12 protein-coding genes are annotated in these 13329 nt (G+C 61.1%); 10 read left to right on the top strand and 2 right to left on the bottom strand.

Features of this window, described 5'->3' with window-relative positions:
• The first annotated feature begins 28 nt into the window (after positions 1-28).
• The 5 genes from miaB (at position 29) to lnt (ending at position 5701) form a co-directional block, all read left to right on the top strand.
• A complete protein-coding gene (miaB, locus tag ACA046_RS28745) occupies positions 29-1357 on the top strand; it encodes a tRNA (N6-isopentenyl adenosine(37)-C2)-methylthiotransferase MiaB (protein ID WP_076014076.1) in 1329 nt (442 codons plus the stop codon).
• A 214-nt stretch (positions 1358-1571) separates the two neighbouring features.
• On the top strand, positions 1572-2573 hold the full coding sequence (locus tag ACA046_RS28750) for a PhoH family protein (RefSeq protein ID WP_076014077.1): 1002 nt from the start codon (positions 1572-1574) through the stop codon (positions 2571-2573).
• Complete coding sequence (ybeY, locus tag ACA046_RS28755; RefSeq protein ID WP_459024006.1) at positions 2566-3039, top strand: rRNA maturation RNase YbeY; 474 nt, start codon at positions 2566-2568, stop codon at positions 3037-3039. Before ACA046_RS28750 ends, ybeY begins: the two co-directional genes overlap by 8 nt.
• A gap of 27 nt (positions 3040-3066) precedes the next feature.
• On the top strand, positions 3067-3906 hold the full coding sequence (locus ACA046_RS28760; protein WP_003215451.1) for a CorC family transporter: 840 nt from the start codon (positions 3067-3069) through the stop codon (positions 3904-3906).
• Positions 3907-4177: 271 nt separating this feature from the next.
• On the top strand, positions 4178-5701 hold the full coding sequence (gene lnt / locus ACA046_RS28765; protein ID WP_497677148.1) for an apolipoprotein N-acyltransferase: 1524 nt from the start codon (positions 4178-4180) through the stop codon (positions 5699-5701).
• Positions 5702-5821: 120 nt separating this feature from the next.
• Here the strand turns inward: lnt and ACA046_RS28770 are convergent, their stop codons facing one another.
• Entirely contained in the window at positions 5822-6583 is a 762-nt protein-coding gene (locus ACA046_RS28770) for a YdcF family protein (protein ID WP_318302692.1), read from the bottom strand.
• A gap of 99 nt (positions 6584-6682) precedes the next feature.
• A complete protein-coding gene (locus ACA046_RS28775) occupies positions 6683-7000 on the bottom strand; it encodes a hypothetical protein (RefSeq protein ID WP_167665203.1) in 318 nt (105 codons plus the stop codon).
• 261 nt (positions 7001-7261) lie between these two features.
• On the opposite strand from ACA046_RS28775, the gene leuS reads away from it, so the two are divergent.
• The 5 genes from leuS to ACA046_RS28800 all read left to right on the top strand — a co-directional run bounded on the left by leuS (position 7262) and on the right by ACA046_RS28800 (position 13277).
• A complete protein-coding gene (leuS, locus tag ACA046_RS28780; protein ID WP_459024008.1) occupies positions 7262-9868 on the top strand; it encodes a leucine--tRNA ligase in 2607 nt (868 codons plus the stop codon).
• Between the two features lie 90 nt (positions 9869-9958).
• A complete protein-coding gene (locus tag ACA046_RS28785) occupies positions 9959-10564 on the top strand; it encodes an LPS-assembly lipoprotein LptE (RefSeq protein ID WP_076014083.1) in 606 nt (201 codons plus the stop codon).
• Between the two features lie 39 nt (positions 10565-10603).
• The gene (gene holA, locus ACA046_RS28790) at positions 10604-11641 is read left to right on the top strand and encodes a DNA polymerase III subunit delta (protein WP_459024011.1); all 1038 of its coding nucleotides are present in this window, start codon (positions 10604-10606) and stop codon (positions 11639-11641) included.
• A gap of 84 nt (positions 11642-11725) precedes the next feature.
• Positions 11726-11890, top strand: coding sequence for an alternative ribosome rescue factor ArfA (gene arfA, locus ACA046_RS28795; protein ID WP_003176285.1), 165 nt, complete (start codon positions 11726-11728; stop codon positions 11888-11890).
• A gap of 61 nt (positions 11891-11951) precedes the next feature.
• Positions 11952-13277 (top strand): lytic murein transglycosylase, encoded by a 1326-nt coding sequence (locus tag ACA046_RS28800; protein WP_459024013.1) that lies wholly within the window; start codon positions 11952-11954, stop codon positions 13275-13277.
• Positions 13278-13329 lie beyond the last annotated feature (52 nt).

The raw sequence follows: 13329 nt of genomic DNA on the forward strand, positions 1-13329 counted from the left end.
GGTTCTTTACCACCAGTTGACGATCCCCATGGCCAAGAAGCTTTACATCGAAACCCACGGTTGCCAGATGAACGAGTACGACAGCTCGCGCATGGTCGATCTGCTGGGTGAACATCAGGCCCTGGAAGTCACCGCCCGCGCTGAAGATGCCGACGTGATCCTGCTCAATACCTGCTCGATCCGCGAGCGGGCCCAGGACCGGGTCTACTCGCAGCTGGGCCGCTGGCGTGAACTGAAACTGGCCAACCCGGACATGGTGATCGCCGTCGGCGGTTGCGTGGCCAGCCAGGAAGGCGCCGCCATTCGCGACCGTGCACCGTACGTCGACGTGGTGTTCGGCCCGCAAACCCTGCACCGCCTGCCGGAAATGATCGACGCCGCACGCATCACCAAGCTGCCGCAAGTCGACGTCTCGTTCCCGGAAATCGAAAAATTCGACCATTTGCCCGAGCCGCGCATCGACGGCCCGAGCGCTTATGTGTCGGTAATGGAAGGCTGCAGCAAGTACTGCACTTTCTGCGTCGTGCCCTACACCCGCGGTGAAGAAGTCAGCCGGCCGTTCGACGACGTGCTGGCAGAAATCATTCACCTGGCCGAAAACGGCGTGCGTGAAGTGACCCTGCTGGGGCAGAACGTCAACGGCTATCGCGGCCAGACCCATGACGGGCGCCTGGCAGACCTCGCAGAGCTGATCCGCGTGGTGGCGGCCGTCGACGGGATCGAGCGAATTCGCTACACCACCTCGCACCCGCTGGAGTTCTCCGACAGCCTGATCCAGGCTCACGCCGAAGTGCCGGAGCTGGTCAAACACCTGCACTTGCCGGTGCAATCAGGCTCGGACCGCATCCTCTCGGCGATGAAACGCAACCACACCGCCCTGGAATACAAATCCAAGCTGCGCAAATTGCGTGCGGCGGTGCCGGGGATCTGCATCAGCTCGGACTTTATCGTCGGCTTCCCGGGTGAAACCGAGAAAGACTTCCAGCAGACCATGAAGCTGATTGAAGACGTCGGGTTCGACTTCTCCTACTCGTTCGTCTACAGCCAGCGCCCGGGCACCCCGGCGGCGGATCTGGCGGACGAGACCCCGGAAGCGTTGAAGAAAGAGCGATTGAACGCCCTGCAACATCGCCTCAACCAACAAGGCTTCGAGATCAGCCGACAGATGGTGGGCTCGACCCAGCGCATCCTGGTGACCGACTACTCGAAAAAAGACCCTGGCGAATTGCAGGGCCGGACCGAGAACAACCGGATCGTCAACTTCCGCTGCGATAATCCGACACTGATCGGGCAGTTCGCCGACGTGCACATCGACGCGGCACAACCGCACTCGCTGCGCGGCTCGCTGATCCAATAAACCAAGTTTCTGTAGGAGCGAGCTTGCTCGCGAAAAACCTGAGGGCACCGCGTATATTCAGGCTGCAAGCGGTATCGTTGACGTTTTTCGCGAGCAAGCTCGCTCCTACAGAATCGCCCTCAGCCAAGATGCTCCGTTTAAGTGCTTTCGCACCCGGCCTGCTGGCGTTATCCTTGATTTCATCTTAATTGCCCCAGGGCGGCTAAAAACGACCTTGAACGCACCCATAGAACCACATCGTTTTCTCCTCGAGCCCTTTGAGGCTCGCCGTTTCGCCAATCTGTGCGGACAGTTCGACGAGCATCTGCGCCTGATCGAACAACGCCTGAGCATCGAGATCCGCAACCGCGGCAATCAATTCGAGCTTATTGGTGAACCCGAACACACCACCTCGGCAGAAAACCTCCTGCGCCGCCTCTACCGGGAAACCAAAGGTAGCGAGCTGTCGCCGGAAACGGTGCACCTGTACCTGCAGGAATCTGCGGTGCAAGACCTGGCGAATAACCCGGTAGCCGAAGCCAGCGTCGCGTTGCGCACCAAGAAAGGCATGATTCGCCCTCGCGGCTTGAATCAGCAGCGCTACGTCAAAGAGATCCTGGGTAACGACATCAACTTCGGCATCGGCCCGGCCGGTACCGGCAAGACCTACCTGGCCGTGGCCTGTGCGGTCGACGCCCTGGAGCGTGAGCAGGTGCGACGCATCCTGCTGGTGCGCCCGGCGGTGGAAGCCGGCGAGAAACTGGGCTTTTTGCCCGGCGACCTGGCCCAGAAGATCGACCCGTACCTGCGCCCGCTCTACGACGCACTCTACGAGATGCTCGGCTTCGAATACGTGGCCAAGCTGATCGAGCGCCAGGTGATCGAGATCGCCCCGCTGGCCTACATGCGTGGCCGGACGCTGAACAACAGCTTCATCATCCTCGACGAAAGCCAGAACACCACCGTCGAGCAGATGAAGATGTTCCTGACCCGGATCGGCTTCGGCTCAACGGCCGTGATCACCGGCGACGTCACCCAGGTCGACCTGCCAAAAGGCACCAAGTCGGGCCTGGCCCAGGTGATCGACGTGCTCAAGGACGTGCCAGGGATCAGCTTCACGCACTTCATGCCCAAAGACGTGGTCCGTCACCCGCTGGTGCAGCGCATTGTCGAAGCCTACGAGCGCTTCGAACACCGCGACGACCAACCGGCCAAGGACACTCGCCGCGATGCTTGAGCTTGACCTGCAGCTGGCCACCGAAGCGCCTGCCCCCAGCGAAGAACAGTTCCGCCAATGGTGCACACTGGCCCTGCGCCAGCGCACCGCCGACTCGGAACTGACCATTCGCCTGGTGGACGAGCGCGAAGGCCGTGAACTGAATCACACCTGGCGACAGAAAGACTACGCGACCAACGTGCTGTCGTTTCCCGCTGACGTACCCGATGAGTTACTGGACATCCCATTGCTGGGCGACCTGGTGATCTGCGTCGAAGTGGTCGAGCGTGAAGCGGCGGAACAAGGAAAGGAACTTGAGGCCCATTGGGCTCATCTAGTCATCCACGGCTGCTTGCATCTCTTGGGTTACGACCATATAGACGATGACGAAGCCGAAGAAATGGAAGCACTGGAACGAACGTTGCTTGCAGAACTGGGTCATCGCGACCCGTATGCAGATGACGAAATTGAAACTACACCTAACTGAAACAACAAAGGATTTAGAGTAATCGCTATGAGCGAAGACCGATCGAGCAACGGGCAAAAGTCATGGCTGGGGAAACTCACCCAGGCCTTTGCCCACGAGCCGAAAAACCGCCAGGAGCTGCTGGAGCTGCTGCGCGAGGCACATCAGAACAAGTTGCTGGACAGCGAAGCGCTGGCCATCGTCGAAGGCGCCATCCAGGTCGCTGACTTGCAGGTGCGGGACATCATGGTTCCGCGCTCGCAGATGGTCAGCATCAAGGCGACCCAGACCCCACGGGAGTTCCTCCCGGCCGTCATCGACTCGGCGCACTCGCGCTACCCGGTGATCGGCGAAAGCCATGACGACGTCATGGGTGTCCTTCTGGCCAAGGACCTGCTGCCGCTGATCCTCAAGGAAAACGGTGACAGCTTCAACATCAAGGACCTGCTGCGTCCTGCCACTTTCGTCCCCGAATCCAAGCGCCTGAATGTGCTGCTGCGCGAATTTCGTGCGAACCACAATCACATGGCCATCGTGATTGACGAATACGGCGGTGTGGCCGGCTTGGTGACCATCGAAGACGTGCTGGAACAGATCGTCGGTGACATCGAAGACGAACACGATGTGGAAGAAGACAGCTACATCAAGCCGCTGCCCAGCGGTGACTTCCTGGTCAAGGCCCTGACGCCGATCGAGAACTTCAACGAGTTCTTCGACAGCGAATTCTCCGACGATGAGTTCGACACGGTTGGCGGCCTGGTGATGAGTGCGTTCGGGCACCTGCCCAAGCGTAACGAGACCACGGAAATCGGTGCCTATCGCTTCCGCATCCTGAATGCCGACAGCCGCAGGATCCATCTGATTCGCCTGACACCTATTGCCCGCTAAGGAAGGGGTGGGTCATCAGCTATTTCCTGTGTCGCGTTGCACCTGAGAGCCGGCCAGGCAAGGCGCAGGCCGCAGGGAATGGCGCTCCCTTTCCAAGGCCTGCAACGCAGCATGGCCGGTTCTCAGGGGCAACCCGAAGGGCCGGCCTGCTGTGGCGCAGGGCTACGTTACTCGTCGTTCATTTGGAAAAATCAAACCACACTCCTCGCGCCTTGCCCTGCGCCACAGCAGGCCGGCGCGACACAGGAAATAGCTGATGACCCACCCCTACATGCGCCGTATGATTGCACCCGGCTGGCCCGGTAACTTGCTGGCCGTGGTGGCCGGCGCCATCACTACCCTGGCGCTGGCGCCGTTCGACCTTTGGCCGTTTGCGCTGGTGGCCGTCGGGTTCTTTTATGCGGGATTGCGTGAACTGACACCACGCCAGGCCCTGGGCCGTGGCTGGTGTTTCGGTTTCGGTCTGTTTGGCGCCGGTACCAGCTGGATCTACTACAGCATCCACCATTTTGGCGGCGCTTCAGTGCTGCTGGCCGGCATGCTGATGCTGGCGTTTACGGCGGCAATTGCCTGGTTCTTTGCCCTGCCCGCCTGGGTGTGGGCGCGCTGGCTGCGTCGCAATGAAGCGCCATTGGCCGATGCCCTGGCCTTCGCGGCACTCTGGGTGGGCCAGGAAGCGTTTCGCGGCTGGTTCCTCACCGGCTTCCCATGGCTTTATTCCGGTTACAGCCAGCTCGACGGCCCTCTCACCGGCCTCGCGCCGCTGGGTGGCATGTGGCTGATTTCCTTTGCCCTGGCGCTGACCGCCGCACTGATCTGCAACCTGCCGCGTCTGCTGGCGGCTAAGCGCAACCTGTTCATCGGTGCGGGCTTGCTGCTGTTGGTGGCGCCATGGGCCATCGGCCTGGCACTCAAGCATCACGCCTGGACAAGCCCTTCTGGCGCACCGCTGACCGTGGCGGCCGTCCAGGGCAACGTCGAACAAAGCATGAAGTGGGACCCCGAGCAGTTGAATGCGCAGCTCGCGCTGTACCGCGACATGAGCTTCAGCTCCAAGCCTGTCGACCTGCTGGTATGGCCGGAAACCGCCGTGCCGGTGCTCAAGGAATCCGTCGAGGGTTACCTGGGCATGATGGGCAAGTTCGCCGCGGACCGGCACACCGCGCTGATCACCGGCGTACCGATCCGCCAGGAAGTGCACCACCAGAAGCGCTTCTTCAATGGCATCACGGTGGTGGGCGAAGGCGACGGTACCTACCTGAAGCAGAAGCTGGTGCCGTTTGGCGAGTACGTGCCGCTGCAGGACATGTTGCGCGGCTTGATCGCATTCTTTGACCTGCCGATGTCGGACTTCGCCCGCGGGCCATCCGACCAGGCTTTGCTGCAAGCCAAGGGCTATCAGATTGCGCCGTTCATTTGCTATGAAGTGGTGTACCCGGAGTTCGCCGCCAGCTTGTCAGCCCGTAGCGATTTGTTGCTGACCATCAGCAACGACACCTGGTTTGGCCGCTCCATCGGCCCGCTGCAGCATTTGCAGATGGCCCAGATGCGCGCCCTGGAAGCGGGTCGCTGGATGATTCGCGCCACCAACAATGGCGTCACCGGCCTGATCAACCCGTACGGGCAGATCACCGTGCAGATCCCGCAGTTTGAGCGCGGGATTCTCTACGGCGAGGTGGTGCCGATGCACAACCTCACGCCCTACCTGGAATGGCGTTCGTGGCCGTTAATCATCCTGTGCCTTGGTTTGTTTGGCTGGGCGCTGTTGGCGAGCCGGATGTCCAAAACGGTGTAATAGAAATACTCAAATAATGTGGGAGCGGGCTTGCTCGCGAATGCGGTCTGTCAGGTAATGCACCAGTGACTGACACACTGCATTCGCGAGCAAGCCCGCTCCCACATTTGCCCTGCGGTATTACCTGTAAAACATCCGGTAGCCCACCTGCCCCACCGCTTCATTCAGCAACTGCCCGCTCTGCCAAATTGACTTGAATTCCGGCATCCAGCCACCCAGTGGCCGAGCATTGTCCAGGCTCAGGAATCCCACCGGCGCCGGAACCACCGTAAACCCAGCCTTTTCGAAGCTCCAGCGCGAGCGCGGCATGTGCCAAGCCTGGGTTACGACGACCACACGCTTGATCCCCTGCGGCAATAAAATCTCGGCGCTCATCTGAGCGTTTTCCCAGGTGGTACGGCTGCGCTCTTCCTTCCAGCGCACGCTCACACCGAAGTCATCCTGCATCGACACCGCCATCAACTCCGCCTCGCTCGGCGGCGTGCCGTAGTGCAAGCCACCGCTGGTCAGCACCGGCAAACCCGAAGCCTTGGCCAGTCTCGCCGCGTAGCGCTGGCGCTCAAGCCCGATCCCCGTCGGCTGATCGGAGCCCCAGGCCGGATCCCCACGCTCACGCCCGGAACCCAACACCACAATGGCATCAGCCCGCTGCGCCAGGGTTGCCCATTCGTCCCGGGCCAACGGCGGCTCGGTCTCCAGGGCCTTTGCCCCCCACTGCACCGCCACCGGCAGGCTCATCAACCACATCCCGCCAAACCCCAGGGCAAAGCACACCGCTGCCAGTCGTGGCCGGCTGCGACGAAACCACCAGGCAAGCGCCAGCAACAGCAACAGAACGCCGGGCGGCAACAGCAATTGTTTAATGAAGTAACGAATAGGCATCGGGCATCTCCAAAGATGCCCGAAGCCTAAGGTGTAACGGGGTTTAGCGACAATCTTTACAAGAACAGATTTTGAGAAGGCTACAGATAACGCGGTACTTCACTTGAAACGCACGGACCGGAGTTTTTCCGGGCTGCGACCGGCCGAGAAATCCTTGAGCCATACCACCTTGGCCGAGCGCGAAAACTCCTCGGCTGGCGGGGAGGCCATGCCATGGGGCGCGCGATGCTCATTTAGCTCCAGATACACCTTGATTACGTCCAGCTCTGCCTGGCTCAAGCCACGCAGTTCCAACTCCAGAGGCCGCTCATCACACAATCGGCCAGCGGTTTTTGCTGCATCCAGTGCTCGACCCAAACGGTCGATCAGTCCTTCGTACACCTGCGGTTTCGTTAAAGTTCGCTGCGAATCAACCATCCCTCACCTCATTGAAGATAAGACTCACTCCCCACTAAACAGCGTAGTCCTGCTGGCCCTGCCTGCCTGACGCCGCGACCAACGGCCTCGGCGGCGCAATCAGGGTTTCCCTCGATAGAGTGGGGTCATGTATGCTACGGCGCTTCCTGTAACTCCACTTCCCGCAGGGTTTGGGCACGGACGCGCCGCTTTTTGGTGTCGATCAACCTGAACGTTGCACCGAAGAGGATTAGGCCACCCCTATTCAGTTCAAAAGTAGCCATGCACGAACAATATCAGCCCCGTGAAATAGAAAATGCCGCCCAGTCGTTCTGGGATGAGCAAAAGTCCTTTGAAGTCAGTGAACAGCCAGGCAAGGAGACTTTCTATTGCCTATCGATGTTCCCTTACCCCAGCGGCAAGCTACACATGGGGCATGTGCGCAACTACACCATCGGCGACGTAATTTCCCGCTACCAGCGCATGCTGGGCAAGAATGTCCTGCAACCCATGGGTTGGGACGCCTTCGGCATGCCGGCGGAAAACGCCGCGATGAAGAACAACGTAGCGCCCGCCAAGTGGACCTACGAAAACATCGCCTACATGAAGACCCAGCTGCGCAGCCTGGGCCTGGCGGTGGACTGGTCCCGCGAGGTGACCACCTGCAAGCCTGATTACTACCGCTGGGAACAATGGCTGTTCACTCGCCTGTTCGAAAAAGGCGTGATCTACAAGAAAAGCGGCACCGTGAACTGGGACCCGGTGGACCAGACCGTACTGGCCAACGAACAAGTGATCGACGGCCGCGGCTGGCGCTCCGGCGCGCTGATCGAAAAGCGCGAAATCCCGATGTACTACTTCAAGATCACCGCCTACGCGGATGAACTATTGTCGAGCCTCGACGATTTGCCGGGCTGGCCCGAGCAGGTCAAGACCATGCAGCGCAACTGGATCGGCAAGTCCAAGGGCATGGAAGTGCAGTTCCCGTACAACGTCGACTCCATCGGCGCAGAAGGCGTACTGAAAGTCTTCACTACCCGTCCGGACACCCTGCTGGGCGCGACCTACGTCGCCGTGGCCGCTGAACACCCGCTGGCCACCCAGGCTGCACAGAACAACCCTGAGCTGCAGGCGTTCATCGCCGAATGCAAAGGCGGCAGCGTCGCCGAAGCCGACGTCGCCACCCAAGAGAAAAAAGGCCTGCCGACCTCGTTGTTCGTCGAGCACCCGCTGACCGGCGAGAAGCTGCCGGTGTGGGTCGCCAACTACGTGCTGATGCACTACGGCGATGGCGCGGTAATGGCTGTGCCAGCACACGACGAGCGCGATTTCGAATTCGCCACCAAGTACAACCTGCCCATCAAGTCCGTGGTGCGCACCAGTTCCGGCGACACCAACCCGGCCCCGTGGCAAGACGCCTACGGCGAGCACGGCACCCTGATCAACTCCGGTGAGTTCGACGGCCTGGATTTCGAAGGCGCGTTCGACGCTATCGAAGTTGCGCTGATCAAGAAAAACCTCGGTGCCTCGCGCACCCAGTTCCGCCTGCGCGACTGGGGCATCAGCCGCCAGCGCTACTGGGGCTGCCCGATCCCGATCATCCACTGCGAAACCTGCGGTGACGTGCCGGTGCCGGAAGACCAACTGCCCGTCGTACTCCCGGAAGATGTAGTACCGGACGGCGCTGGCTCGCCCTTGGCGCGCATGCCTGAATTCTACGAGTGCACCTGCCCGAACTGCGGCGCACCGGCCAAGCGTGAAACCGACACCATGGACACCTTCGTGGAGTCCTCGTGGTACTACGCCCGCTACGCCTCGCCGCACTATGAAGGCGGCCTGGTGGAAAAATCCGCGGCCGACCACTGGCTGCCGGTAGACCAGTACATCGGCGGTATCGAACACGCCATCCTTCACCTGCTGTACGCGCGCTTCTTCCACAAGCTGATGCGTGACGAAGGCCTGGTGAGCTCCGACGAGCCGTTCAAGAACCTGCTGACCCAAGGCATGGTGATTGCCGAAACTTACTACCGTCGCGAAGCCAATGGCGCCTACACCTGGTTCAACCCGGCGGACGTCGAGTTGGTGCGTGACAGCAAGGCCAAGGTGATCAGCGCCAAGTTGATCTCCGACGGCCTGCCGGTGGAAATCGGCGGCACCGAGAAGATGGCGAAGTCGAAGAACAACGGCGTCGACCCACAGTCGATGATCGACCAGTTCGGCGCAGACACCTGCCGCCTGTTCATGATGTTCGCCTCGCCGCCCGACATGAGCGCGGAATGGTCCGACTCCGGCGTAGAGGGTTCGCACCGTTTCCTCAAGCGCGTCTGGCGCCTGGCGCACGCCCATGTCAGCCAGGGCTTGCCGGGCAAACTGGACGTGGCAGCCTTGAGCGATGAGCAAAAAGCCATTCGCCGCAGCACCCACCTGGCCATCAAGCACGCCAGCCAGGACGTGGGCCAGCACCATAAATTCAACACTGCCATCGCCCAGGTGATGACGCTGATGAACGTGCTGGAAAAAGCCCCACAGGCCACCGAACAAGACCGCGCGCTGGTACAGGAAGGCCTGGAAACGGTCACCCTGCTGCTGGCTCCGATCACGCCACACATCAGCCACGACCTGTGGAGCCGCTTGGGCCACAGCGGTGCAGTCATCGATGCCGCCTGGCCAGTACAGGATGACAGCGCCCTGGTACAGGACACCCTGCAACTGGTGATTCAGGTCAACGGCAAGCTGCGTGGCCAGATCGACATGCCTGCCAGCGCCACTCGTGAAGAAGTCGAAGCCGCCGCCCGTACCAATGAGAACGTGCTGCGCTTCACCGAAGGCCTGACGATCCGCAAAGTGATCGTGGTGCCCGGCAAACTGGTCAATATCGTCGCTAGCTAATCGGATCGGGCGCCAGGGGCATAACCCTGGCGCCGAACAAAACCTCCAGGGCCTCGATAAGGCCCATATGGTTTCAAGGGGAGCATCAAAATGATCAAACGCAATCTGCTGGTTATGGGCCTTGCCGTGCTACTGAGCGCTTGCGGCTTCCAGCTGCGCGGCACCGGCACCACCGACCTGACGCTCAAGGAACTGGACGTCACCGCACGCAACTCCTACGGAGAAACGGTGCAACAGCTGCGCCAGGTCCTGGAAAACAGTGGCGTCAAAGTCTATACAGGCGCGGCTTACAAACTGAACCTGGCGGATGAAAAAGAAGAGCAGCGCAACCTCAGCTACGCCAGTGCCGGCCGTGCTTCGGACATTGAGCTGAGCACCACGCTCTTCTACGAAATCCAGGGCCATGACAACCTGCCGCTGATGGGCGACAAGATCCAGGTACAGAAAGTCGTGAGCCACGACGGCAACAACTTGGTGGGCTCGGATTCCGAAACCATCCAGGTGCGCAAGGAAATGCGTCGTGAACTGGTGCAGCGCATGGTTCTGCGCCTGCAACAGATCACCCCGGAGAAACTGGATCAACTGCAGCAAACGGCAGACAACAAAGCCAAGGCAGATGCCGATGCACTGAAAGCTGCGCAAGAGTATGAAAACAGCCAGCCTAAACAGTCGCCTGTCGAAGTTCCTGCCGAGTAAGCCAGACGGGGCGCCCCAGGTGCCCCGTTCGCCCTGCCTATGAAACTTGCCCCCGCCCAACTCGCCAAGCACCTGCAAGGCAACCTCGCGCCCGTCTACATCGTCAGCGGTGATGACCCACTGCTGTGCCAGGAGGCTGCGGACGCGATCCGCACCGCCGCCCGGCAACAGGGCTTCGATGAACGCCAGGTATTCAGCGCCGACGCCAGTTTCGACTGGGGCACGCTGCTGCAAGCCGGGGCGAGCATGTCGCTGTTCGCCGAAAAACGCCTGTTGGAACTGCGCCTGCCTTCGGGCAAGCCCGGCGATAAAGGCGCGGCGGCATTGATGGAATACTGCGCACGCCCTGCCGAAGACACGCTGCTGCTGATCAGCCTGCCCAAGCTTGATGGCAGCGCGCAGAAGACCAAGTGGGGCAAGGCGCTGGTGGAAGGCGGCCAGACCCAGTTCATACAGATCTGGCCGGTGGACAGCAGCCAGCTGCCGCAGTGGATTCGTCAGCGCCTGTCGCAATCCGGGCTGACTGCCAGCCAGGACGCGGTGGAGCTGATCGCTGCGCGGGTGGAAGGCAACCTGTTGGCGGCCGCCCAGGAAATCGAAAAGCTCAAGCTGATGGCTGAAGGCGGCCAGATCACCGTCGAAACCGTACAAGGCGCCGTGGCTGACAGCGCGCGCTTTGACGTATTTGGCCTGGTGGACGCGATCCTCAACGGCGAACCCGCCCACGCCTTGCGCATGCTCGAAGGGCTGCGCGGCGAAGGCGTCGAGCCACCGGTGATTCTCTGGGCCCTCGCCCGGGAATTACGCCTGCTGGCCAATATTGCCCTGCAATACAGCCAGGGCATCCCGCTGGACAAGGCTTTCAGCCAGGCACGGCCACCGGTGTGGGACAAGCGCAAACCCCTGATCAGCAAAGCCCTGCAACGGCACTCGGCGCAACGCTGGGCGCAATTGCTGCTCGAGGCCCAGCGCATTGACGCGCAGATCAAGGGCCAGGCGGCTGGATCGCCCTGGATGAGCTTGAGTCGTTTGTCACTTTTGATGTCAGGACAGCGCTTGGCGCTGCCTGCTGAATAGTCCTACGTCTCGCTGGGCTGGACAGAATCCAAACTTCGGCCGATGATTCGCACCGCATCATCAACCCGCCAAAGAGTACCCATCATGAGCAAAAAGCCATCCAAGCATGGCCCCAACAAGGCCAAATCCATCATCGCCCAGCCGTTGTTCCGCAGTCGCCAGGAACGAGCCGGCAAAGGCAAAGGCAGCTACCGCCGCGAAGCCTTCCAGTCTAATAGCTGGGAGGCTTCTTACTTTCTGGCTGCCTGAAGGCAAGCGCCCCTCTGGCATGATAAGGTCTGTACCTGATTCGTACTCCCTGGACCTGTGCATGCCCTCTAGTCTTTCCCGTCGTTGGCACCTTCGCCAACTGATCGCTGCCTCCAGCCTCATTCTGTTAGTCGCCTGCGCGGAAAAACCCACCGCCGCCGATGCTCAACCCCTGCCCCCGCTCCAGACTGCACCGGTAGCCGCACCTGCCGTCGTTGCACCACTGGCGGTGGACAACCTTGATATCCAGCCGACCCAGACCTTTGCCGAATGGCAGGCAGGCTTTCGCGTAGAAGCCCTGAAGGCCGGTATCACGCCACAGGTTTTCGACACAGCCTTTGCCAATGTCGTACCCGACATGGCGGTGATTCGGGCCGACCGCAGCCAGCCGGAGTTTTCCCGCCCGGTGTGGGAATACCTCGACGGCGCCCTGTCGCCGCTGCGCGTACGTAATGGCCAGGCACTGCTGGTGAAGTACGCCGACATTCTGCAACGCATTGAAGATCGTTATGGCGTCGACCGCCTGGCGCTGGTCTCGGTGTGGGGCATGGAGAGTAACTTCGGCCAGTTCCAGGGCAACAATTCGGTGATCCGCTCACTGGCGACCCTGGCGTATGAAGGACGTCGCCCGGCGTTCGCCCACGCTCAACTGCTGGCGGCGCTGCAAATCATCCAGCATGGCGACATCGCGGCTGACCAGATGAAAGGCTCCTGGGCCGGCGCCATGGGCCAGACCCAGTTCATCCCGACCACCTACAACACCCACGCCGTGGACTTCGACGGCGACGGTCGCCGCGATATCTGGAACAGCCCGGCCGACGCCCTCGCCTCCACCGCGCACTACCTGCAAAGCTCCGGCTGGCAAAAAGGCCAGCCGTGGGGTTTTGAGGTGCAGCAACTGCCGTTGAACTTCGATTACGCCCTGGCTGATGGCAGCGTGCGCAAGACCGTTGGCGAGTGGCTGAAGCTCGGGATCCAGGTGCCGCCTGGCGCCAGCGTGCCGGCCAACGTCGACCAGCTTTCTGCCGCCCTGCTGCTGCCCGCTGGCTATCGTGGCCCAGCGTTCCTGGTGCTGGATAACTTCCGCGCGATCCTCAAGTACAACAACTCGTCGTCCTATGCGTTGGCGGTTGGTTTGTTGTCGGAACGGTTCGCTGGCGGTGGCGTGATTCGTGGGAGCTGGCCGAAAGATGAGCTGCCGTTGAGCCGCTCACAACGGATTGATTTGCAAACAGCACTCAGCGCCCAGGGTTACGATGCCGGCAACCCGGACGGGATCATCGGCGCCAACACCCGCAAGGCGATTCGTGCAGCGCAGCAGTCGCTGGGCTGGCCGGCGGATGGGTATCCGACGGTGAAGTTGCTGGAGTCGCTGCAAAGCCGATAGATCGGCGCATGGCGACTACCGCCATCGCAGGCAAGCCAGCTCCCACCTTTGA

The sequence above is a fragment of the Pseudomonas sp. LBUM1641 genome (genome assembly GCF_059716235.1).

Bases quoted from the DNA above. Each gene is read 5' to 3' on its own strand.
- miaB (WP_076014076.1), top strand. From the start codon at position 29: ATGGCCAAGAAGCTTTACATCGAAACCCACGGTTGCCAGATGAACGAG.
- ACA046_RS28775 (WP_167665203.1), bottom strand. From the start codon at position 7,000: ATGGTTGATTCGCAGCGAACTTTAACGAAACCGCAGGTGTACGAAGGA.
- ACA046_RS28760 (WP_003215451.1), top strand. From the start codon at position 3,067: ATGAGCGAAGACCGATCGAGCAACGGGCAAAAGTCATGGCTGGGGAAA.
- holA (WP_459024011.1), top strand. From the start codon at position 10,604: ATGAAACTTGCCCCCGCCCAACTCGCCAAGCACCTGCAAGGCAACCTC.
- leuS (WP_459024008.1), top strand. From the start codon at position 7,262: ATGCACGAACAATATCAGCCCCGTGAAATAGAAAATGCCGCCCAGTCG.
- ACA046_RS28785 (WP_076014083.1), top strand. From the start codon at position 9,959: ATGATCAAACGCAATCTGCTGGTTATGGGCCTTGCCGTGCTACTGAGC.
- lnt (WP_497677148.1), top strand. From the start codon at position 4,178: ATGCGCCGTATGATTGCACCCGGCTGGCCCGGTAACTTGCTGGCCGTG.
- ACA046_RS28800 (WP_459024013.1), top strand. From the start codon at position 11,952: ATGCCCTCTAGTCTTTCCCGTCGTTGGCACCTTCGCCAACTGATCGCT.
- ybeY (WP_459024006.1), top strand. From the start codon at position 2,566: ATGCTTGAGCTTGACCTGCAGCTGGCCACCGAAGCGCCTGCCCCCAGC.
- arfA (WP_003176285.1), top strand. From the start codon at position 11,726: ATGAGCAAAAAGCCATCCAAGCATGGCCCCAACAAGGCCAAATCCATC.
- ACA046_RS28770 (WP_318302692.1), bottom strand. From the start codon at position 6,583: ATGCCTATTCGTTACTTCATTAAACAATTGCTGTTGCCGCCCGGCGTT.